We start from the raw sequence: 21,669 nt of genomic DNA, 5'->3' as shown, positions 1-21,669 counted from the left end.
TTAGAGCACTTTAACCAAATAGCTGATCTTATTGATCATTCCGCGCACTTCGGGTGTATCAACTAATTCACTTGTGCTATGCATTTTCCGCAGGCCCAAACCGCGAACTGTTGCACGATGGGCTTCTGCACACCCGATTGGGCTGCGCACAAGCTTCACAGTGACTTTCTTTTGCGATGTCATAACTACGAACTCCGATTAAGCAAACAATTCTTCTACGCTTTTTCCGCGTTTTGCAGCAACGTTAGAAGGTGTCGTTGCATGAGATAGTGCATCCAATGTTGCACGAACCATGTTGTATGGATTGGATGAACCATGGCTTTTCGCCACAATATCTGTGATACCAATCACTTCAAACACAGCACGCATTGGTCCACCAGCAATAATGCCTGTACCTTTTGGTGCAGGAGCCATCATTACCGATGCAGCCCCATGACGACCCATCACTTTATGATGAATTGACCCATTTTTCAGGGACACTTTAGACATATTGCGACGAGCCTCTTCCATAGCCTTTTGTACAGCCGCCGGAACTTCTTTCGATTTTCCTTTACCCATACCAACGGTACCATCACCGTCGCCGACTACTGTCAATGCAGCAAAACCTAGAATCCGACCACCTTTCACCACTTTGGTGACTCGGTTGATCGCGATCATTTTTTCGCGCAGACCATCTTCAGGCCCTTCAGCCTTACCTTGCATTTTTGCTTGTACTTTAGCCATCTTTTTTTCCGATCTGCTTAGAACTGCAAGCCAGCTTCACGTGCCGCATCAGCCAGCGCTTTCACGCGGCCATGGTACGCAAACCCTGCACGATCAAACGCTACTTTGTCAACACCAACAGCTTTTGCCTTTTCAGCCAAACGCTTACCAATGACTTGGGCTGCTGCAATATTGCCACCCTTGCCTGAACCACCCAATGACTGGCGAATTTCGGCTTCTGCAGTTGATGCTGTTGCCAATACTTTGCCGCCATCGCCAGAAATTACGCTGGCATAGATGTGTAAATTTGTGCGATTCACCGTCAACCGTGCAACACCCTGATTGGCGATACGAATACGGGTTTGACGGGCTCTGCGAAGACGCTGCTCTTTTTTGCTCAACATGATGCAGATCCTTATTTCTTCTTAGTTTCTTTAATCGCGACTTTTTCATTCGAGTAGCGAATACCTTTGCCTTTATAAGGCTCAGGTGGTCGAATCGCTCGAATTTCAGCAGCAACTTGACCAACTCGTTGACGGTCAGCGCCTTTAATAACCACCTCAGTAGGTGTTGGCGTCGCCACAGTTATACCTTCTGGCATAACTTTATCAACTGGGTGAGAGTAACCCACTGTCAGATTAAGCTTGTTGCCCGTGGCTTGCACTTTGTAACCCACTCCAATCAACGTCAGTTTCTTTTCAAAACCCTTGGTTACACCAATAACCATATTATTGACGAGCTGACGCAATGTTCCTGCCATTGCATCTGCAGCACGGGAATCATTCGCAGCAGCGAAGCTGATCTTTCCGGCATCATTGGTGATGTTGACCATTGCATTTTGAGCAAGAGACAAGCTACCACCAGAACCTTTAACACTAAGGCTCTGCGCATCCATCTTAATTTCTACTCCTGCCGGAATAGTGACGGGCATCTTTGCTATACGGGACATCTTTAGTTTCTCCTCAATGCCACGTATTAAGCGACGTAGCAGAGCACTTCACCACCAACACCGGTAGCACGCGCTTTGCGATCTGTCATCACACCCTTTGGTGTCGTGACAATTGCCACACCAAGGCCGTTTTGAACTTGTGGAATGGCATCGCTGCCACGATATACACGCAAGCCTGGACGACTTACACGCTCAATGCGTTCAATCACCGGTCGACCAGCGTAGTATTTCAAAGCAATTTCTAACTCAGACTTCCCATCAACTGCATTGACTTTGAAGCCATCGATATAACCCTCATCTTTCAAGACTTGGGCAATCGCAATCTTCACTTTAGAAGAAGGCACACGGACAGATGATTTCGCAACCATTTGTGCATTACGAATGCGCGTCAACAGGTCGGCAATCGGATCACTCATACTCATATCTATTTCTCCTGCCGATTACCAGCTTGCCTTGACAATGCCAGGAATTTCCCCAGCAAAAGCCATTTCACGAATTTTTGCACGAGCCAAACCGAAGTGAGCAAAAGTTCCACGTGGGCGACCTGTGATTGCACAACGATTTCGTTGCCGCGTTGGATTTGCATTGCGCGGCAACATTTGCAATCCAAGACGTGCAGCAGCACGCTCTTCATCGGTACGTTTTGCATCAGTCGCAATGGCCTTCAATTCCGCATGTTTTTTTGCGTACTTGGCAACCAGTTTGTCTCTTTTGAGCTCGCGCTCGATTAAAGCCATCTTAGCCACAGATCACCTCAGTTCTTGAAGGGAAAACGGAAACCAGCGAGAAGCGCCTTGCACTCATCATCAGTCTTGGCCGTTGTCGTGATACTGATATTGAGACCACGCAAAGCGTCAACTTTGTCATACTCAATTTCAGGGAAAATAATTTGCTCTTTGACACCGATGTTGTAATTTCCACGGCCATCAAACGAACGACCCGAGATACCACGAAAGTCACGAACGCGAGGCAATGCCACCGTCACAAAACGATCCAGGAACTCATACATCTGTGCACCACGCAAGGTCACCATACAACCAATTGCCTGACCTTCACGAATTTTGAAACCCGCAATCGCCTTTTTCGACATGGTTACTACAGGCTTTTGACCAGCAATCTTGGTCAAATCACCCACTGCGTTATCCATGACTTTCTTATCAGCAACCGCCTCGCTGACACCCATATTCAGCGTGATCTTGGTTAAACGCGGCACCTCCATCGCAGACTTATAGCCAAACTTGGCCATTAACTCTGGAGCCAGCTTTTCACGGTAGATTTCTTGCAAACGAGCCATGTTTATGCCACCTTGATTTCTTCGCCGCTGGATTTGTAAACGCGCACACGTTTACCATCAGCCTGCAACTTGATACCAACACGATCAGCCTTACCCGATGCAACATTGAAAATTGCCACATTGGATTGATGAATCGGCATGGTCTTCTCAACAATACCACCAGCCTCACCCTTCATTGGATTAGGTTTGGCGTGCTTTTTTACAATGTTTACACCTTCTACAACAAGGTGCGAATCATCTTTGCGCAACACAACCTTGCCACGTTTGCCTTTATCGCGCCCGGTGAGCACAATGACATCGTCGCCTTTACGAATTTTGTTCATGTGATGTCCTTACAAAACTTCAGGTGCCAACGACACAATCTTCATGAACTTTTCAGTACGCAACTCACGCGTCACTGGCCCAAAGATACGAGTGCCGATAGGCTCAAGCTTGGCATTCAGCAACACTGCCGCATTGCCATCGAACTTCACCAAAGAGCCATCACTACGACGGATTCCCTTGGCAGTACGAACCACCACAGCACTGTAGACATCGCCTTTTTTGACGCGACCACGTGGCGCAGCTTCCTTAATGCTCACTTTAATAATGTCGCCCACGCTAGCGTAGCGACGCTTAGATCCGCCCAGCACCTTAATGCACAGAACGGACTTGGCACCGGTGTTGTCGGCGACTTCGAGTCGAGATTCGGTTTGGATCATTTAATTAATTCCCAACTTGCACCAATCAATCAATTTGCACAATGCAAATCATTTAATCAGTCAGTCTTGGGCCCGTTACACCCAACATGAACCACTCACGTTGTTAGCTTTGGGCAGACACTTCGTTTTAACGCGAAGCCTTGTATTATGCAGTAAAAAATGTAGCCTTTCAAGAACTTTCTTGCAAATCAAGCAAATATTGCTGGCATAGGCTTTCAAAGGCCTCCTGAGCAGCATCTTGCCCAGTCTCATTTTTTAAAATAGCCGCCACATCTCCTGCCAAAAAACGCGCTTTACGAGCATCAAGAAATAACATTCTTGATCTTCGCGCAAGTACATCTTCAACTTTTACAGCGTATTCAAAGCGGGCCGCAAAACGCACCATACCTTCGGACAAGGTATCGTCAAGCCATCGATCAGCACCCGGCATGCTTCCAACCAAGCTCTGCTCATTGCCATACCCGTGCAGACCCTCTGCTTTATAAATAGGAGTGAATGCAGCTCTTGTCGACTCACTTCCTATCAACCGCAAACCTCGAGTCAGCCCCGTTACGGTAGCTCGGAGCAATTGCTGCTTTGTGCAGACCTCCAGTACATCCTCAGCCATTGCACGGTACGTCGTCCATTTACCACCCGTCACGGTCACCATACCACTGCGACTCACTTCTATCGTGTGCTCTCGGCTCAGTCCTTTGGTGTGGCCTCCCGTATCCTCAGCAGGTTTAACCAACGGACGTAAACCCACCCAAATACTTTTGACATCGGCACGCGTTGGGGCTCGACGCAAATACTTGGCTGATTCGCCTAATATAAAGTTGATTTCCTCCTCAAAGGCGGCAGGCTCCAAGTCCAGGTTATGGCGCGGCGTATCGGTAGTTCCCAAAATAAGTTTCCCAAGCCACGGCACCGCAAACAACACACGCCCATCGGCTGTTTTGGGTACCATCAAGGCGGCACTACCGTTCAAGAACTCCTTGTCAACCACCATATGAACACCTTGACTGGGTGCAACCATGGGTTTTGTTGCTGCATCAGAAGTATTTCCGGTCGCCGCATCATCAAGACTTCGCAAAGCATCAACCCAAACACCGGTGGCATTGACGACGCAATGACATGCCAAAGTGTAGTGCCGACCATTGAGCTGATCGGTGCATTTCACACCAGTGATACGCCCCTGATCATGAACGACATCCACCACCCGACAGTAATTCACCAGCAACGCGCCGTGTTGTGCTGCGGTTCGCGCCAAAGCTAACGCCAGCCGCGCATCATTGAACTGACCATCCCAATATTTCACCCCGGCCTTGAGTCCCTCTGTGCGAATTTGCGGCAACAGGGCACAAGTTTCATCCCGGCTTAAAAACTCCGTCGCACCCAACCCAGCCTTGCCAGCCAGCGCATCGTACATTTTCAAACCAGTACCATAAAAAGGAGCCTCCCACCATGTGTAAGCAGGCATCACAAACGGCAAAGGTTGTGCCAAGTGGGGCGCATTGTGTAATAACAGTGTGCGCTCGTGCAGGGCTTCGCGTACCAGGGAGATATTGCCCTGTGCCAGATAACGCACGCCACCATGGACCAATTTGGTTGACCTAGATGATGTTCCTTTGGCAAAGTCATGACCCTCAACCAACACCACGCGCAAACCGCGAACGGCAGCATCCAGAGCTAGCCCGAGTCCGGTAGCCCCTCCCCCAATAACGCATAAATCATATTGGCACGGTTGCGCCAGACGATCCATCAACTCAGGGCGATAGGTTGCTAAGGGTTCGGTTAAAGTGACCATGGGTGGATTCGATGGGCTAACAAACCGCCTGATTATTCGCTACTTTAGGATGCGCCATGACTTATTTACTCGCACTGGACCAAGGCACGTCCAGTTCACGCAGCATTGTGTTCAACGCTCTGGGGCAGGTAGTCGCCCAAGCACAGCAAGAACTGACACAACAGTTTCCACAACCAGGCTGGGTAGAGCACGACCCCCTGGACATCTGGCGCACTCAGCTCGCCACAGCGCGCCAGGCAATGACCAATGCAGGTATCTCTGCCTATGAGGTAAGCGCAGTGGGCATTACCAACCAGCGCGAAACCACGGTAGTCTGGCACCGCCGCACGGGATTGCCAATTCACAACGCCATCGTCTGGCAAGATCGACGCACCGAGCCCACGTGCAAGACATTGCGCCAGGGTGGCCTGACTGCCTGCGTCCAAGCCAAAACCGGCCTGCTGATTGATCCGTATTTTTCGGGCACCAAACTCAAATGGATCCTAGACAACGTACCCGGCGCACGCCAGCAGGCCAACAACGGCGAGCTGGCCTTTGGCACCGTTGACAGCTGGCTACTCTGGCAGCTCACCCACGGCGCAGTACATGCCACCGATATCAGCAATGCTTCACGCACCATGCTTTTTAATGTTCATACCAACCAGTGGGACAACGAACTGCTGCAGATGTTGGATATTCCCACCAGCCTGCTGCCCAGGGTTCAGCCCTCAAGCAGCCTGTTCGGCGAAGTTTGCGCCGATATTCTGGGTTCTCCCATCCCCATTGGCGGCATGGCTGGCGACCAGCAAAGCGCTCTGTTTGGCCAAGCCTGCTTCACCCCCGGCATGGTCAAAAACACCTACGGCACCGGCTGCTTCATGCTGATGCACACCGGTCACACGTTCCAGACATCGCACAACGGACTGATCACCACCAGCGCAGCACAAACTACCCCACAACCCGAATTTGCCATCGAAGGCAGCGTGTTTGTTGGTGGTGCCGTGGTGCAATGGCTGCGCGACGGCCTGCATGCCATTCCCAGCAGCAACCACGTCCAGGCCCTGGCTGAAAGTGTGCCCGATGCCGGTGGCGTGATGGTGGTGCCCGCCTTCACCGGGCTGGGCGCACCTTACTGGCAGCCCGATGCCCGTGGCTCCATTCTGGGCCTGAGCCGGGGCAGCACTCTGGCCCACATCGCCCGCGCTGCGCTGGAGAGTATTGCCTTCCAAAGCGCCGCCCTGCTGCAAGCCATGAGCCGTGATGCCGTTGCGGCGGGTGGCGTGGCGGTGGCCGAACTGCGGGTCGACGGCGGGGCCTGCGTCAACGATTTGCTGATGCAGTTTCAGGCCGATCTGCTCGGCATCCCAGTCATTCGCCCGGCTGTGATCGAAACCACCGCCCTGGGCGCGGCCTACCTGGCCGGTCTGGCCACCGGGGTTTATCAAAACAAAGCTCAACTCAGCGCCTTGTGGCAAGCCGAAAAAAGATTTCTGCCGCAAATGCCCCCTGCGCTGGCCCAGGAACGCATGTCGCAATGGGAACATGCGGTGCGCCAGACTGTGCTGAAACCCGCTGCGTGAAAGCAAACTGTCAACGCATTTGATTAGACTCAAGGCTTCTATAACGCTTGAACAGCCCCTGAGCTGACTTCTCAACATGAGCGAACGCATTGCATTCATCGGCGGGGGCAACATGGCCAGCGCCATCATCAGCGGCCTGATCAAACAAGGCCTCTCTCCTGCGCACATTGACGTGCTGGAGCCCTTTGCTGAAGCACAGACCAAGCTGCAAACCAGCTTTGGCATCACCGCGCAACCGCAAGCCGGGGCTTTTCTGGCCAACGCCGGGCTGGTGGTCTGGGCCGTGAAACCCCAAACCTTCAAAGAAGCCACGCAAGCTGTGGCCCCTCACACCCGCAGCGCTTTGCACTTGAGCGTGGCCGCCGGCATACGCAGCGACAGCATTGCCGCCTGGCTGGACACTGAACGTGTGGTGCGCGCCATGCCCAACACTCCAGCGCTGATTGGCCAAGGCATCAGCGGCTTGTTCGCCCGCGCCAGCGTCACGACGCAAGACAAAACACGCATCGATCAGGTCATCGCCACCACCGGGCAATCCCTCTGGCTGGACGCTGAAGACCAGCTGGATGTAGTCACCGCCCTGTCCGGCTCAGGCCCGGCCTACGTGTTTTACTTCATGGAAGCCATGACCACCGCTGGCACCGAAATGGGCTTGAGCCGCGCACAAGCGCATCAGCTGGCTGTGGCCACCTTCTGCGGAGCCAGCGCCCTGGCGCAAGCCTCCAGCGAATCACCCCAGGTGCTGCGCCAGCGCGTCACCTCCAAAGGCGGCACCACCTTTGCCGCCATCTCCAGCATGGAAGACAACGACGTGCGCGCCCTGTTCATTGATGCCATGTACGCTGCCCGCGAGCGTGCCAAAGAACTCGGCGACGAATTTGGTGCCGCCTGAAAACCTCGCCCCCGGCTTTCCCTTTGATTGATCCAACACCATGAAAAAATCCCTCACCGCCCTGGCCTGCGCCGCACTGTTTGCAGTATCCCTGTTCACCCCCATGCGCGAGGTCAGCGCACAAACCACCCCGCAATTTGACAGCCCGGCCGCAGCCGCTGCCCCCAAGCCCCACAAGAAAAAGGTGCACGCCAAGACCGGGGCCAAAGTGAAGGCCGCGAAAGCAAGCAAAACCAAAGTGGCAGGCAAGGTCAAGAAAACCAAAAAGAACAAAAAAATCAAAACGGGCAAGACCAAGGCCAAGAGAACCAAGGCACACAAAACCCTGTGAATTGACCAGCCGCCACGCTTGCCATCAACCCTTCTTGAGCCACCCCAAGCGGTGGCTTTTTACTGCACCGCGTAACTGACGGCAATGCCGGCAAACACCGCAAAACCCAGCCAGTGGTTGAGTCGGAAGGCTTTGAAGCAGCCTTCCCGCGTGCGGTGGCGAATCAAGGTGAAATGCCAGACCACCTGCCCAAGCGCCACCACCAACGCTACGATAAAAATAGCTGATTGCGCTTTATTTATAAGCGCTGCAGCCAAAATAGTTATAAATAACAGATAACACAGCATCACCCCTGGCACATCCCACGTGCCCAGCGTGATGGCCGAGGTTTTGAGCCCCAAGCGCAGATCGTCGTCGCGGTCCACCATGGCGTATTCGGTGTCATAGGCCAGCACCCAGAACAGGTTGCCCAGGGTCAGCCACCAGGCCAGCGCGGGCACCTCACCACGCACGGCGGCAAAGGCCATCGGGATGCCCATGCCAAACGCCATGCCCAACACGGCTTGCGGCATCGACACCACACGCTTGGCATAGGGGTAGACCATGGTCACCGCCAGTGCAGCGAATGACAGGCCGATGGTGAGCCCATTGGTGCTCAGCACCAGCACAAACGACAGCAGTGCCAGCACCGCACCCACGGCCAGTGCCTCTTTCACCGACACCAGCCCGGTGGTCACCGGGCGCTGCGCGGTGCGTTTGACGTGTTTGTCAAACTCGCGGTCGGCCACGTCGTTGATGCAGCAGCCCGCGCTGCGCATCAGGATCGTGCCCAGCACAAACACACTCAGCAAATGCCAGCCCGGAAAGCCGCCCGCAGCCACCCACAGCGCGCCGAGTGTGGGCCACAACAGCAACAACCAGCCCGCAGGCCGATCCCAGCGGATCAGCGCCAGGTAGAGATTCAGTTTTTTACGCCAATCCATCACCAGAGTCCTTGTTCACAAGCCGAGCTGGCGTAAATCCAGCTGACCGGCATTCATCGGTGGACACCAGAAATACGCACTGCTGATGGGCTTGGAAATGCCAAACAAGGCATCCACCACGCCGTCTTCCAGCCCTACCATGCGGCGCAACTGTGCCTCAAACGCATCGAAAGACTGGCCAAACGCCACAAACATCAAGCCCGCTTGCCCCCCCGCCGCCCAGGGCATGGAGCGGCGCAGCACAAAGGCCTCGGGGTCAAAACTCTCTTGTTCGGTGCGTTTGACGTGGGCGGATTCGGGCGCGTCGTCCAGCTCTTCGTTATCGGCGCGGCGGCGGCCGACCATGTGGTCTTGGGCCAGCGGGCTCATGGCCTCGAAGGCATCCAGATCATGCAGCCACTGTTGCACCGCCATGAAGCTGCTGCCGTCCAGGCCGGGGCCTGCACCTTGCAGCAGGGCGGCGGCTTCTGCGGCATCACCGGTGGGGTTTTCGGTGCCGTCCTCATAACCGGTCAGGTCGCGGCCCGAACCGTAACGAAAGGCATCCACCACCTGCGTCAGGCACAGCGCCGGGGCAAGAGCCTGCTGCACCCGGCGGGTCAGGTGGATCAACTCACCCTGGTCTGACCCGCGCAGCCAGCACAGCAGGGCCGCCGGGGTGCTGGGCACGGCCACGTTCACCCCGGTCAGCGCCTCAAACGCATGTAAACCCGGCACCTGTGCGCCCAGGGCCGACACCAGCCCGTGACCCAAGCCCACCAGCAACTGGCCGCTGGCCAGCTCGTTGAGTGCCGACAAGCGCAGCAGGCTGGGGCCAAGCAGCACCGCATCCTTCACGTCAAAAAACACATAGCGCCCGAGCGGGGGCACATCAGCCAAAACGGCACTTTGGGCAACATTCATGAGATGGGAAACTCCAGTTTTTCAGGGTCAGGACAAGCGCGTCACGCCGGGCAACTCGCAGGCGTAGACCGCATTGCGCAGGGCCGCGATGGCTTCGTAGCGGGTAAAGCTGCGCCGCCAGGCCAGCACAATGCGGCGGGTGGGCGGGCTGCCGCCATCTTTGTCGGCAATTGGCAGGTATTTCACATAGGGGTCTTCGTCGCGCTTGCGTTTGGCGGCAAAGGCTTCCTTGGGCACACTCAGGCGCGGCACCAGGGTGACCCCCATACCGGCCGCCACCATGTGCTTGATGGTTTCCAGTGACGAGCCCTCAAAGCTGCGGCGAATGCCCTCGGTGTTGCTGGAAAAGCGGGCAAATTCGGGGCACACCTCCAGCACATGGTCGCGGAAACAATGACCGCTGCCCAGCAGCAGCATGGTCTCGTTCTTCAGCTCTTCGCTGGTGAGCTGGGCCTTGGCCGCCAGGGCGTGGTGAAACGGCACGGCGGCCATGAAGGGCTCGTCATACAGCGGCGCAATCGCCAGCCCGGCATCGGGAAAGGGCTCGGCCAGAATGGCGCAATCAATCTCGCCAGTGCGCAGCATCTCGAGCAGCTTGACGGTGAAGTTTTCCTGCAACATCAAGGGCATTTGCGGCGTGCGGGTGATCATCTGGCGCACCAGATCGGGCAGCAGATACGGCCCAATGGTGTAGATGATGCCCAAGGTGAGCGCCCCGCCCAGCGGGTCTTTGCCGCGCTTGGCAATTTCCTTGATGGCAGCCGCCTGCTCCAGCACACTTTGCGCCTGGCGCACAATTTCTTCGCCCAGCGCGGTCACGCTGACTTCATTGGCGCTGCGCTCGAACAGCTTCACGTCCAGCTCTTCTTCAAGCTTTTTGATCGCCACCGACAGGGTCGGCTGCGACACGTAACAGGCTTCGGCGGCCTTGCCAAAGTGCCGCTCACGGGCCACCGCCACGATGTATTTGAGTTCAGTCAGGGTCATGACGCTATTTTCACCCAGAGCCCGCCCGGCAACACGCTTTGTGTTGACACGCGTCAAAGAGTCCGCAAACCCGGCGACTAGCATGTGTGCAGGAGGTATGCCATGTTTGATCTACCCGTCAAAAGTGTCATGGACCGCAACAAATTCATCACGGTTGCGCCAGAGCAAACCATCAGCCAGGCGGCCCAGCTGATGGCTGGCAAACATGTTGGGGTGGCCTGGGTGATTGAGCACGGCCAGCTGGCCGGAGTGCTGACCGAGCGCGACATCGTCTTTCGCGTGCTGGGCCAAGGGCTAGACCCCCAATCCACCCCGGTACGCACCGCCATGACCACCCAGCCGATGAGCGTAGGCCCGAATGATTCATTTGGCCATGCCTTGGTGAAGATGCAAGAACACGGCGTGCGCCATGCCCCGGTGGTGGAAAACGGCCACACCCTGGGGCTGGTGTCGGCACGTAATGCCATGGACCCTGAGCTGGACGAGTTTGTGTCCGAAGCACGGCGGCGGGAACACTACCAAACCGCGCACTGAACCGCGATGGCTTAGCGCGGCATCCAGGCGGCGCAGGCCCAGCATTGCTCAAAGCCACCTTCGACCAGTTCGCCACAACTGCAACGCCAGCGCCGCTGCGGCACATGTTGCAGCTGGTACAGCAGTTCACGCGCCCGCACCTCCTGCGCCGCGTCCTGAATCCACACCTCGGGCAGGCACTGGTCGGGCGGCAGCTCACCGGCCACGCTGCTCAGGTACTGGCGCTGCACGCTGGTGGCAATACCTTCACCCTTGAGCGCATCGGCCCACAAGGTGGCGATGGCGAGGTTGGGGGCTTGAGTCAAGCGGGGCATGGTGGGCTTGAGCATACGCGCATGGATGCCTGACCGAGGTAAGGCTGAGCCATCAAACCCTCAAGCCTTCAAAAACTCCGCCTTGCCGCCCAGCCAGCGCAGCACATGCTGCTCGGCCAGCGCCGGGTGCTGATCCAGCATCTGCGGGGCCAGGCGGCGGGCCCAGTCGAGCAGGTGGGCATCCTCATTCACGTCAGCAAAACGCAGCATGGCATCGCCCGACTGGCGCGCACCCATGAACTCGCCAGGGCCACGAATTTCCAGGTCGCGCCGGGCAATCTCGAAGCCGTCGTTGGTCTCCGCCATGGCCTTGAGCCGCTCGCGTGCCGTCTCACTCAGGCGCGGTGCATCCCCGGTGGAATACAGCAGCACACAGGCCGAGGCCGCCGCACCGCGCCCAACCCGGCCACGCAACTGGTGCAACTGGCTCAGGCCAAAGCGCTCGGCGTGTTCGATCACCATCAGCGAGGCATTGGGCACGTCCACCCCAACCTCAATCACCGTGGTGCTGACCAGCACACCCATCTGGCCGGTGGTGAACAGGCTCATCACGGCTTTTTTCTCCGGCACCGGCATACGTGAATGCAGCAAGCCAACCATCACACCGGGCAAGGCTTCGCTGAGCTGGGCGTGGGTTTCGGTGGCGTTGGTCAAGTCGAGCGCCTCGCTTTCTTCAATCAAGGGGCAAACCCAGTAGATTTGTCGGCCCTGCTCAATTTGCCCACGGATGCGGGCAATCACCTCGTCCCGGCGCGCATCGTTGACCACCTTGGTGATGATGGGGGTGCGCCCCGGCGGCAGCTCGTCGATGGTGGAGACGTCCAGATCAGCGTAGTAGCTCATCGCCAGCGTGCGCGGAATCGGGGTGGCGGTCATCATCAACAGGTGCGGCTCCAGCTCATCCACCAGCTTGCTGCGCAAAGCCAGCCGCTGCGCCACGCCAAAGCGGTGCTGCTCGTCGATCACGGCCAGCGCCAGGTTTTTGAACTGCACCTTGTCCTGAATCAGCGCGTGGGTGCCCACTACCAGTTGCGCCTGGCCGCTGGCGATCAGCGCCAGCATTTCGCGCCGCTCCTTGGCCTTTTGGCTGCCGGTGAGCCAGGCCACGGTGATGCCCAGCGGGTGCAGCCAGCCGACCAGTTTGGCAAAGTGCTGGGTGGCCAGAATCTCAGTCGGGGCCATCAGCGCACATTGCCAACCGGCATCGATACACGCCACCGCCGCCAGCGCCGCCACCACGGTTTTGCCCGCACCCACGTCACCCTGCAACAGGCGGTGCATGGGCACGGGGCGGGCGATGTCCTGGGTGATCTCGGCCACCACCCGCGTCTGGGCAGCCGTCAGTTGAAACGGCAGGGCCGCCAGCAGGCGCGCATACAAGGTCTGCGCCATCAGGGGCGCGGCGGCGGCAACAAGGTCTTCACCAACCGCGGTGTGATCGGCCACCGGCCCGGCTGCGGGCCGTTCTGCCATCGGCTCAGGCTGGCGTGGCCGTTGACCCGGCTGACCCGCCAACACGGGTGCCCGCAGCCGGGCGCGCTCGCGGCGCGACTGCAGTTGCGAGAGTTGCTGCGCCAGCAATTCCTCAGCCTTCAGCCGCTGCCAGGCCGGGTGACTGTGATCTTGTAATGCAGCGAGTGACACATCGGGTGCCGGATGATGCAGAAATGAGAGCGCCTTGCGCATATTCCATAAGGACTGCAGGCCAATTTCTTGTAAATATTCGGCAGGTACGGTGTCTGACAGGGCCGCCCGCTCCAACCCTGCCTGAATCGCACGGCGCAAATAGCTTTGCGACAAGCCCGCCACGGTGGGATAAACCGGCGTGAGGGCCGTGGCCAAAACACCGCCTGCCGGTTTGACCACCGGGTGCATCATGGTCAACCCGGCAAAACCACCACGAATTTCCCCGCGTACCCGCACCGGGCTGCCGACAGCCAGCGCCTTTTGCATGGAGGGGTAAAAGGTGAAAAAACGCAGCAAACAGGTGCCGGTACCGTCGTCCAGCGTCACCAGCAGCTGGCGATGTCCACTGAGTTTGATCTCGGCATGGGTCACCCGGCCTTCCACCTGGGCCACATCACCTTCGCGCACCTCACGCAGTTTGACCAGCCGGGTTTCATCCTCATAACGCAACGGCAGGTGCAGTGCCAGATCAATGGCGCGGTGAAGACCGAGCTTGCGCAGGGCTTTTTGCGGACCGGTCAAGGCCTTGGCTAGGGGTGGGCAAGAGGGTTGGGCAAGCGGCGGTGACATGGGCTGATTTTGCACAGTTTGTAGCTGACCGAGTCCAAAGGAGTTGGTGAATGCTCAACTTTCGCATTCAACAAAATGAGAATAGTTCTTATTTGTCGGGTAATTCATGCGATACTCCGCCCACAATGAATGAGAACTCCTATCATTCATGACGTGATAAATCGAGCTTAAATTCTTTTTTTCCTACAGGATCACACCGCATGAAACTTCTTTCCTTGATCTGCGCCGTGGCGCTTGCAACCCCAGCCCTGAGTGCCCTTGCCGAAGAAGTGGTGGTGTATTCCGCCCGCAACGAGCAGCTCATCAAGCCGCTGTTTGATACCTACACCCGCGACACCGGTGTACAGATCAAGTTCATCACAGGTGGTGAAGGTCCCCTGATGGAGCGGCTGAAAGCCGAAGGCCAGAACACACCGGCCGACATACTGCTGACGGTGGATGCAGGCAACTTGTGGCAGGCTGCCCACGAGGGCCTGCTGCGCCCCATCCAGTCGAAAACGCTGCAAGAAAACGTGCCCCCCCATCTGCGTGACCCTGGTAACGAATGGTTTGGCCTGTCGGTCCGTGCGCGTACGCTGGTCTACAACACCACCAAAGTGAAGCCTGCCGACTTGTCCACTTACGAGGATCTGGCTGACCCCAAATGGAAAGGACGTTTATGCCTGCGTACATCCAAAAAGGTCTACAACCAAAGCCTGGTGGCGATGATGATCACCGAACATGGCGAGCCCAAGGCTCAGTCCATCGTCAAAGGCTGGGTCAGCAACCTGGCGACTGCACCTTTCCCCGATGACACCAAAGCCATTGAAGCGGTGGCCAATGGCCAATGTGATGTGACCTTGGTCAACACCTATTACTTCGGACGTCTGATGGAAAAAAGCCCGAATCTTCCCGTTGCCATTTTCTGGCCAAACCAGAATCAGGCAAACAAAGATGCGGGTGTACATGTGAATGTGTCGGGTGCCGGTGTCACCCACCACGCCAAAAATCCGGCCGGGGCGCAAAAACTGCTGGAGTGGCTGTCATCGGACAAGGCACAAAACCTGTTTGCGGACAACAATCTGGAATATCCGGTCAATCCCAAGGTCAAGCCTGACCAGACGGTGGCCGCCTGGGGCAGCTTCAAACAAAACCTGATCAATGTGAAAGAAGCCGGCAGCCTGCAAGCACAAGCGGTCAAGCTGATGGATCGCGTGGGATACAAATAAACCCAACCGTGAAACTGCAGCTTGACTGATCACACCCTCCCCCAGCGTCCATCACCCGAACCCGGTGTCATAACTAGCGCCGGTTTTCGGCTTGATGGCTGGGGCTTGTTTGCAACGCTGGTGGCGGCACTGGTCTTGGTGCCGGTGCTGGTCAGCTTTTCTTCGTTTGCTGAAATCAATCGTGACCTCCTGGCGCATCTGACCCAGTTTGTCTTGCCTGAGCTGATCCTCAATACAGTCTGGCTGATTCTGGGAGTCGCCTTGGGTGTCAGCGTGCTGGGGGTTTCGCTGGCCTGGCTGGTGGCCATGTGTGACTTTCCCGGGCGGCGCTGGCTGGATTGGGCTTTGCTGCTGCCGCTGGCTTTGCCGGCCTATGTGACGGCGTTTGTGGCGATTGACCTGCTGGACTTCAGCGGCCCCTTGCAGAGCTGGCTGCGCCAGGGCTGGGGCGTGACCGGCTTGCCCGACATTCGCTCGCGTGGTGGGGTCATTGGGGTCATGTCATTGGCGCTGTATCCCTATGTTTACCTGATTGCCAAAAACGCCTTTGCCACGCAGGGGGCGATTGCGCTGGAGGCGGCCCAGTCACTCGGGTTGTCACGCAGGCAAGGTTTTGTCAGAGTCGCTCTGCCCATGGCCCGGCCATGGATTGCCGCGGGGGTGATGCTGGCGCTGATGGAGACACTGGCCGACTTTGGCACCATGGCCGTCTTCAACTACGACACCTTCACCACCGCCATCTACAAGGCCTGGTACAGCCTGTTTTCGCTGCCAGCAGCCGCGCAACTGGCATCCATCCTGATTCTGTTTGTGCTGCTGGTGGTGGTCTTTGAGCAGCGCTCCCGCGCCCAGATGCGCTACAGCACGGTTGGGCGTAGCGCAGCATCGCGTCGTATTTCACTCACCCCCGGCCTGGCCTGGCTGGCGTTTGCCTACGCAGTGACGGTGTTGTTGCTGGCGTTCTTGATTCCGGTTACACAGCTGGTGCTGTGGACACGCGAAGTCATCCTGCAAGACCTTGACGCACGCTACTGGGCCTTTGCCTGGCATTCGGTGTTGCTGGCCGGCATGGGGGCGCTGATGGTGGTGGCCGTGGGGTTACTGCTGGCTTATGCAGGCAGGCATCGCCCCGGAAGCTTCATGGCATGGACCCAGCGACTGGCCACGCTGGGTTATGCCTTTCCCGGTGCGGTGCTGGCGGTCGGGCTATTTATCCCCGTGGCTACGCTGGACAACTGGTTGATCGACACCACCCGCAGCTGGTTTGGATTCCAGGGCACCGGAATCCTCAAAGGCACCTTGCTGGTGATGTTGTTGGCGTATCTGGTGCGATTCCTGGCGGTGGGTTTTGGCCCCATCGACAGTGGTTTACACCGTATCACCCGCAATGTGGACGAAGCGGCTCGCAGCCTGGGCACCAGCACTTCCGGCCTGTTGACACGGGTGCACCTGCCCATGTTGCGCACCAGCCTGCGCACGGCGGCTGTGCTGGTGTTTGTGGACATCATGAAAGAGATGCCGATCACCCTGATGACCCGGCCCTTTGGCTGGGACACCCTCGCGGTCAGGGTGTTCGAGATGACCTCTGAGGGTGAATGGGCACGCGCTGCGTTACCGTCACTCGCCATTGTGCTGACCGGCATCATTCCGGTGATTCTTTTGACCTGGTCTCCCAGACCATCACGAACCTGATTTATGGCTGAACTGCTTCTTGATGCCGTCTCACAGTCGTATGGCACGCGACAAATCATTGCTGACCTGAGCTTTACCCTGGCCAGTGGCGAGATTGGCTGCTTGCTAGGACCCTCTGGTTGCGGCAAGACAACCGCGCTGCGCTGTATCTCGGGCTTTGAGCCGATCCAGAGCGGTGAAATTCGCATCGACGCAGAGGTGGTCAGCCGTCCCGGTGTCATGCAAGCGGCCGAAAAACGCCGGGTGGGCATGGTGTTTCAGGATTACGCACTGTTTCCGCATTTGACGGTGACCCAAAATATCAGCTTTGGCCTGCACAAAGGCTCCAGCCAGTCCAACCAGGCTCGTGTGACCGAATTGCTGCAGCTGGTGGGTCTGGAACAGCACGCCCACCAGTTCCCACACCAGCTCTCGGGGGGGCAGCAGCAACGGGTGGCGCTGGCGCGGGCGTTGGCTCCACGCCCGCGGCTGATCTTGATGGACGAGCCGTTCTCCAACCTGGATGTGGAGTTGCGTGAACGCCTGTCGATTGAGGTACGCAATATCCTGAAGCGGGAGGCCACCACCGCGCTGATCGTCACCCATGATCAGAACGAAGCGTTTTCACTGGCCGACTGGGTGGGGGTCATGCACCAAGGACGCATCCAGCAGTGGGACACGCCCTACAACCTGTACCACAAGCCTGCCAACCGTTTTGTGGCCGACTTTGTGGGCCAGGGGACGCTGCTGACGGGGCAGGTCATCAATGCCCACCAGGTGAGAACCGAGTTGGGGGAGCTTGACGGCTCCATTCCACTGGATTGCAACCCGCAAGGTTGTCATGACTGCGCGCGAGACTGCCATGTGGATGTGTTGCTGCGTCCTGATGATATCGTCCACGATGATGACAGCCCGCTACAGGCCGAGGTGGAGAACAAGGCCTTTCGGGGTGCCGAGTTTCTCTACACCCTTAAATTACCCAGTGGTCAGCGCGCCCTGTCTTTGGTGCCCTCGCACCATAACCACGCCATCGGCGAAAGGATTGGGATCAAGCTGGCCGCTGACCACGTGGTGGTGTTTCGGTAGGCATAAGCACTGTTCTCTCTTAGAAAAGAGTCCCCTCACACCATGGTTTAAAAACCACACAGGATGAGGGGTGCCATTGGATGGGTGACATGGCAAACTTCATTATCAAAACAAGAGCACCCTACGCTTATTTAACAAGCGCTACAGGCCCATTTATGCATCAAACCAAGCCCAGAAAACCCGTGTAGGGCTCAACGTACGGCTACAGCCCGCTCGGCCAGGAATATCTCGATGCGGCGGTTTCTGGCGCGTCCAGAATCGCTGCTGTTGTCTGCAATCGGTTCGTAGGAACCCCGGCCATCAATCTGAATGCGGCGGGAATCCACACCGCGCGACACTAAATAATCACGCGCACTGGCCGCCCGGTTCACCGACAAGGGGTTGTTGATGGCATCCGTGCCCGTGCTGTCGGTGTGACCGACGATACGCACCTCCGTGTTGGGCTGGCCGCTCAGGCCCTGGGCAAACTGGTCCAGGATGGGGTGCAGATTGGGCTTGATGTTGGCACGGCCCGTGTCAAACGAAATGTCGCTCGGAATATTGAGCTTGAGCTGGTTATCGGCGGTTTGTGTCACGGCCACACCGGTGCCCGCCGTGGCCTGCTCCATGGCGGCTTTTTTCTTCGCCATCTGGTTCGACCAGATGTAGCCACCCAGCGCCCCCACGCCGGCACCAATGGCGGCAGATTTGCCACTATCACCAATCACCGCGCCCGCCAGCGCGCCCAAACCCGCCCCCATGGCGGTACCACGTTGTGTGTCATTCATCTCGGCACAGCCGCTGACCAGTAACACGATGGCGCTCAGGCCGACGATCAAAGGACGGTTGCATGTGGTTAAAGTTGTCATGATGATTCCTTATGAGAAGTTGAGAGCGTTCCGTTATAGCGCTTTTCCCTCCTTTTTTCATGTGCGCTGGCGAACACAGTCGGGTAAGGACAACAAGGCATCTCCCAAGCAGGCAGGTACCTGAGTGCGCCTGCGACAATGCCAATCCCTTTTCACTTGGCACGGGGCCTGTCCGCCCCTCAAGCAGTATGCACACCACAGCCTCCAGCGCCACGCGCACCTTGACCCTCAGCGATTTTGATTTTGTCTTGCCGCCCGAGCTGATTGCCCAGCACCCGGCCCCCGAGCGCAGCGCCTCACGCCTGCTCGACGGCACCGGCCGCACGCCGGTAGACCGCATTTTTCGGGATCTGCCCGCGCAGTTGCAAGCGGGTGACCTGATGGTGTTCAACGATACCCGGGTCATGAACGCCCGCCTGTTTGGCGAAAAACCCACCGGCGGCAAGCTTGAACTCTTGATTGAGCGTGTGCTGGGTGGCAACCAGGTGGCCGCCCACATGCGGGTAAGCAAAAAACCCGAGGTCGGCACCACCGTCAGCCTGGTCGGCACCCCCGGCAGCCATGACCACCTGAGCGCCACCCTGCTGGGACGCTGGCCGGATGAACAGGGGCAGATGTTTCGCTTTGTGCTGTCCAACGACGCGGGCGACGACCCGTTCACCATCATGGCACGCCACGGCCATGTGCCGCTACCGCCCTACATCACCCACAGCGACTCCGCGGAAGATGCGCAACGCTACCAGACCGTGTTTGCCAAAAACCCCGGCGCGGTGGCGGCCCCCACGGCGGCGCTGCATTTTGACGAAGCCCTGTTGGCCCGGATCGATGCCCTGGGTGTGCAGCGTGCGCATGTGACGCTGCATGTCGGCGCGGGCACATTCCAGCCGGTCAAGACCGAAAACCTGGCGGAACACCAGATGCACAGCGAATGGTATGAAGTGCCGCCAGCCACCCAGAGGGCAATCACCGACTGCCGCGCACGTGGCGGGCGAGTGATTGCCGTGGGAACAACGACGGTACGTACCCTGGAATCGTGGGCTTTGAGTGGCCAGACCACGGGCGACACCCGCATCTTCATCACCCCCGGTTTTGAGTTCCAGCTGGTGGATGCCTTGATCACCAACTTTCACCTGCCCAAATCCAGCCTGATGATGTTGGTCAGCGCTTTTGCCGGGTACGAGCACATCATGGCGCTGTACCATCACGCGATCCACAACCAGTACCGATTTTTCAGCTACGGCGATGCCATGTGGCTGACACGACACACTGCACACAGCGGGGTTGCGGCTTAAGGTCCATTCGCTGAAAAGAGGTGTACCCGTGAATAACTTCCAAAAACGCACCGCCATTCGTATTGCCAGCGTCAGCTTTTTTCTCGCCTGCTTGGCCAGTCCGATCGCCTGGTATGTGGCCCGTGAAAACGCCGAGCAAAGTATCGTGTCCCTCGGCATTGAAGAGTCCGGCCGTATGCTGCACCGCTATGACGCAGTGGCACTGGACGGCCCCGATGCGGCCACCAAAGCCAATGATGCGGCACACACCATCAGCGGCGGCATGTTCGACATTGTGGAAATTTACGGCCCGCAAGGCAACAAACTCGCCGGAGCCAGCACCCCGGATGGCAAAGCCATCGAATCCAGACTGCCACACCATGGCCGACCCAACTACACCGAAGCCTTTTACCTCGGCTCCAAACTCGCCAACGGCGTGTGGGCGCTGCGGGTTTTTGTGCCACTGCGCGACTCGGCCACCGATCTGACGCGCCCTATCACCGGCTATTTTGAAGGCGTGCGGGTGATGCCCCAATGGCAACAAAGCCAGATATTCTCCAGCGCCTGGACGGCTGCACTGATGGTGGGTTTGGCCGCATTACTCTGCGGTGCAGTGCTGTACCCGGTGGTGGTTCACCTGTCCAACGACAACGAAAAAAAAGCCCGTGAAGTGCTCGACTCCCACATTTCCATGATGGAAGCCCTTGGCCGCGCCATTGCAAAGCGGGACTCCGACACCGGTGCCCACAATTACCGCGTGGCCTGGATAGCGGCCAACGTGGCCGAACAGATGGGAATCCAGGGGGCGGAGATGCAGGCGCTGATAGCCGGTAGTTTTTTGCACGATGTCGGCAAAATTGGCATCCCGGATGCCATCCTGCTCAAGCCCGGCAAGCTTGATGATGCCGAAATGGCCGTCATGCGCACCCATGTCGACCAGGGCAAGGGCATCGTCACCGGCATGGGCTGGCTCGACGGGGCCAACGCGGTGGTGGCCTCTCACCACGAAAAATGGAACGGTCAGGGCTACCCGGAGCAACTCCAAGGCGAGGCCATCCCGCTGTCTGCGCGGATTTTTGCCGTCGCGGACGTGTTTGATGCCCTGTGCTCGAAACGCCCCTACAAAGAGCCCCTGAGCTTTGAGGCCACCATGACCATTCTTGAAAAAGATACCGGTAGCCACTTTGACCCCGCCGTGATGGCCGTCTTCAAGCCCATGGCCCGCAGCATTTACGACCGCTTGGCCCACAGCGACGAAAGTCAAACCCGGGCTTTGCTGGAAGAACGGGTGCGCCAGCACTTTGAGTATGGTGTCTGATGCGTGGTCGATAACAGCACTTTGCTGACAATGCCACACACCCACAAGCAGGCCTGCGTCATCGGTGCTTGGCGTTGTGGTAACAGCAAGCTCAGTTGAGCATCACTGCTGGCGACAATCCCGATGTGGCCCGTGA

The 21,669-nt window shown here is 57.6% G+C and carries 25 protein-coding genes; 9 read left to right on the top strand and 16 right to left on the bottom strand.

Annotated elements, in window-relative coordinates; genetic code table 11:
* The 10 genes from rpmD to LDN84_RS01520 form a co-directional block, all read right to left on the bottom strand.
* Positions 1-183 (bottom strand): 50S ribosomal protein L30, encoded by a 183-nt coding sequence (gene rpmD, locus LDN84_RS01565; RefSeq protein ID WP_223907169.1) that lies wholly within the window; start codon positions 181-183, stop codon positions 1-3.
* Positions 184-198: 15 nt separating this feature from the next.
* Entirely contained in the window at positions 199-723 is a 525-nt protein-coding gene (rpsE, locus tag LDN84_RS01560) for a 30S ribosomal protein S5 (RefSeq protein WP_223907166.1), read from the bottom strand.
* 17 nt (positions 724-740) lie between these two features.
* Complete coding sequence (gene rplR, locus LDN84_RS01555; RefSeq protein ID WP_223907163.1) at positions 741-1,106, bottom strand: 50S ribosomal protein L18; 366 nt, start codon at positions 1,104-1,106, stop codon at positions 741-743.
* An 11-nt stretch (positions 1,107-1,117) separates the two neighbouring features.
* Entirely contained in the window at positions 1,118-1,651 is a 534-nt protein-coding gene (rplF, locus tag LDN84_RS01550) for a 50S ribosomal protein L6 (protein WP_223907160.1), read from the bottom strand.
* A gap of 26 nt (positions 1,652-1,677) precedes the next feature.
* Complete coding sequence (rpsH, locus tag LDN84_RS01545) at positions 1,678-2,073, bottom strand: 30S ribosomal protein S8 (protein ID WP_223907157.1); 396 nt, start codon at positions 2,071-2,073, stop codon at positions 1,678-1,680.
* 18 nt (positions 2,074-2,091) lie between these two features.
* On the bottom strand, positions 2,092-2,397 hold the full coding sequence (gene rpsN / locus LDN84_RS01540; protein WP_223907154.1) for a 30S ribosomal protein S14: 306 nt from the start codon (positions 2,395-2,397) through the stop codon (positions 2,092-2,094).
* Between the two features lie 8 nt (positions 2,398-2,405).
* Complete coding sequence (rplE, locus tag LDN84_RS01535; protein ID WP_223907152.1) at positions 2,406-2,945, bottom strand: 50S ribosomal protein L5; 540 nt, start codon at positions 2,943-2,945, stop codon at positions 2,406-2,408.
* Positions 2,946-2,947: 2 nt separating this feature from the next.
* Positions 2,948-3,268 (bottom strand): 50S ribosomal protein L24, encoded by a 321-nt coding sequence (gene rplX, locus LDN84_RS01530; RefSeq protein ID WP_223907149.1) that lies wholly within the window; start codon positions 3,266-3,268, stop codon positions 2,948-2,950.
* A 9-nt stretch (positions 3,269-3,277) separates the two neighbouring features.
* Positions 3,278-3,646, bottom strand: coding sequence for a 50S ribosomal protein L14 (gene rplN / locus LDN84_RS01525; RefSeq protein WP_075585457.1), 369 nt, complete (start codon positions 3,644-3,646; stop codon positions 3,278-3,280).
* 169 nt (positions 3,647-3,815) lie between these two features.
* Complete coding sequence (locus LDN84_RS01520) at positions 3,816-5,432, bottom strand: glycerol-3-phosphate dehydrogenase/oxidase (protein ID WP_223907146.1); 1,617 nt, start codon at positions 5,430-5,432, stop codon at positions 3,816-3,818.
* 56 nt (positions 5,433-5,488) lie between these two features.
* On the opposite strand from LDN84_RS01520, the gene glpK reads away from it, so the two are divergent.
* From glpK to LDN84_RS01505, 3 genes are all read left to right on the top strand, one after another.
* Positions 5,489-6,991 carry a glycerol kinase GlpK gene (gene glpK / locus LDN84_RS01515; RefSeq protein ID WP_223907143.1) on the top strand — a complete coding sequence of 501 codons (1,503 nt, stop codon included), beginning with the start codon at positions 5,489-5,491 and terminating at the stop codon, positions 6,989-6,991.
* 76 nt (positions 6,992-7,067) lie between these two features.
* Positions 7,068-7,883: a pyrroline-5-carboxylate reductase gene (proC, locus tag LDN84_RS01510; RefSeq protein WP_223907140.1), complete on the top strand. Its 816-nt coding sequence runs from the start codon at positions 7,068-7,070 to the stop codon at positions 7,881-7,883.
* A gap of 40 nt (positions 7,884-7,923) precedes the next feature.
* Positions 7,924-8,214 carry a hypothetical protein gene (locus LDN84_RS01505; RefSeq protein ID WP_223907137.1) on the top strand — a complete coding sequence of 97 codons (291 nt, stop codon included), beginning with the start codon at positions 7,924-7,926 and terminating at the stop codon, positions 8,212-8,214.
* 59 nt (positions 8,215-8,273) lie between these two features.
* On the opposite strand, the gene ubiA is transcribed toward LDN84_RS01505, so the two are convergent.
* The 3 genes from ubiA to LDN84_RS01490 are packed head-to-tail and all read right to left on the bottom strand — an operon-like array spanning position 8,274 to position 11,027.
* Entirely contained in the window at positions 8,274-9,137 is an 864-nt protein-coding gene (gene ubiA / locus LDN84_RS01500; RefSeq protein WP_223907134.1) for a 4-hydroxybenzoate octaprenyltransferase, read from the bottom strand.
* A 15-nt stretch (positions 9,138-9,152) separates the two neighbouring features.
* Positions 9,153-10,040 (bottom strand): Dyp-type peroxidase, encoded by an 888-nt coding sequence (locus tag LDN84_RS01495; RefSeq protein ID WP_223907131.1) that lies wholly within the window; start codon positions 10,038-10,040, stop codon positions 9,153-9,155.
* Between the two features lie 27 nt (positions 10,041-10,067).
* A complete protein-coding gene (locus LDN84_RS01490; RefSeq protein WP_223907128.1) occupies positions 10,068-11,027 on the bottom strand; it encodes a LysR substrate-binding domain-containing protein in 960 nt (319 codons plus the stop codon).
* Positions 11,028-11,129: 102 nt separating this feature from the next.
* On the opposite strand from LDN84_RS01490, the gene LDN84_RS01485 reads away from it, so the two are divergent.
* Positions 11,130-11,561: a CBS domain-containing protein gene (locus LDN84_RS01485; protein WP_223907125.1), complete on the top strand. Its 432-nt coding sequence runs from the start codon at positions 11,130-11,132 to the stop codon at positions 11,559-11,561.
* Positions 11,562-11,572: 11 nt separating this feature from the next.
* Here LDN84_RS01485 and LDN84_RS01480 read toward each other — a convergent pair whose 3' ends face one another.
* Together LDN84_RS01480 and recG are read right to left on the bottom strand one after the other, a co-directional pair.
* Positions 11,573-11,875 (bottom strand): DUF2007 domain-containing protein, encoded by a 303-nt coding sequence (locus tag LDN84_RS01480; RefSeq protein WP_223907116.1) that lies wholly within the window; start codon positions 11,873-11,875, stop codon positions 11,573-11,575.
* Positions 11,876-11,935: 60 nt separating this feature from the next.
* Positions 11,936-14,131 (bottom strand): ATP-dependent DNA helicase RecG, encoded by a 2,196-nt coding sequence (gene recG, locus LDN84_RS01475; protein WP_223907112.1) that lies wholly within the window; start codon positions 14,129-14,131, stop codon positions 11,936-11,938.
* Positions 14,132-14,331: 200 nt separating this feature from the next.
* Here recG and LDN84_RS01470 point away from each other — a divergent pair, with 200 nt between their 5' ends.
* The 3 genes from LDN84_RS01470 to LDN84_RS01460 are packed head-to-tail and all read left to right on the top strand — an operon-like array spanning position 14,332 to position 18,096.
* Positions 14,332-15,339 carry a Fe(3+) ABC transporter substrate-binding protein gene (locus LDN84_RS01470; protein ID WP_223907109.1) on the top strand — a complete coding sequence of 336 codons (1,008 nt, stop codon included), beginning with the start codon at positions 14,332-14,334 and terminating at the stop codon, positions 15,337-15,339.
* A 21-nt stretch (positions 15,340-15,360) separates the two neighbouring features.
* A complete protein-coding gene (locus tag LDN84_RS01465; protein ID WP_223907107.1) occupies positions 15,361-17,031 on the top strand; it encodes an ABC transporter permease in 1,671 nt (556 codons plus the stop codon).
* 3 nt (positions 17,032-17,034) lie between these two features.
* Complete coding sequence (locus tag LDN84_RS01460) at positions 17,035-18,096, top strand: ABC transporter ATP-binding protein (RefSeq protein ID WP_223907105.1); 1,062 nt, start codon at positions 17,035-17,037, stop codon at positions 18,094-18,096.
* A gap of 191 nt (positions 18,097-18,287) precedes the next feature.
* On the opposite strand, the gene LDN84_RS01455 is transcribed toward LDN84_RS01460, so the two are convergent.
* Positions 18,288-18,944, bottom strand: coding sequence for a YiaD family glycine zipper/OmpA-like lipoprotein (locus tag LDN84_RS01455; RefSeq protein ID WP_223907103.1), 657 nt, complete (start codon positions 18,942-18,944; stop codon positions 18,288-18,290).
* 188 nt (positions 18,945-19,132) lie between these two features.
* On the opposite strand from LDN84_RS01455, the gene queA reads away from it, so the two are divergent.
* Together queA and LDN84_RS01445 are read left to right on the top strand one after the other, a co-directional pair.
* The gene (gene queA, locus LDN84_RS01450) at positions 19,133-20,236 is read left to right on the top strand and encodes a tRNA preQ1(34) S-adenosylmethionine ribosyltransferase-isomerase QueA (RefSeq protein WP_223907101.1); all 1,104 of its coding nucleotides are present in this window, start codon (positions 19,133-19,135) and stop codon (positions 20,234-20,236) included.
* Between the two features lie 28 nt (positions 20,237-20,264).
* Positions 20,265-21,533, top strand: a complete 1,269-nt coding sequence (locus tag LDN84_RS01445; protein WP_223907098.1) for an HD-GYP domain-containing protein — start codon at positions 20,265-20,267, stop codon at positions 21,531-21,533.
* Positions 21,534-21,669 lie beyond the last annotated feature (136 nt).

The organism is Rhodoferax lithotrophicus, assembly GCF_019973615.1.
GTDB lineage: Bacteria > Pseudomonadota > Gammaproteobacteria > Burkholderiales > Burkholderiaceae_C > Rhodoferax > Rhodoferax lithotrophicus.
Note: the sequence above shows the minus strand (reverse complement) of the source record. Positions and strands in the feature narration are given on the sequence as shown.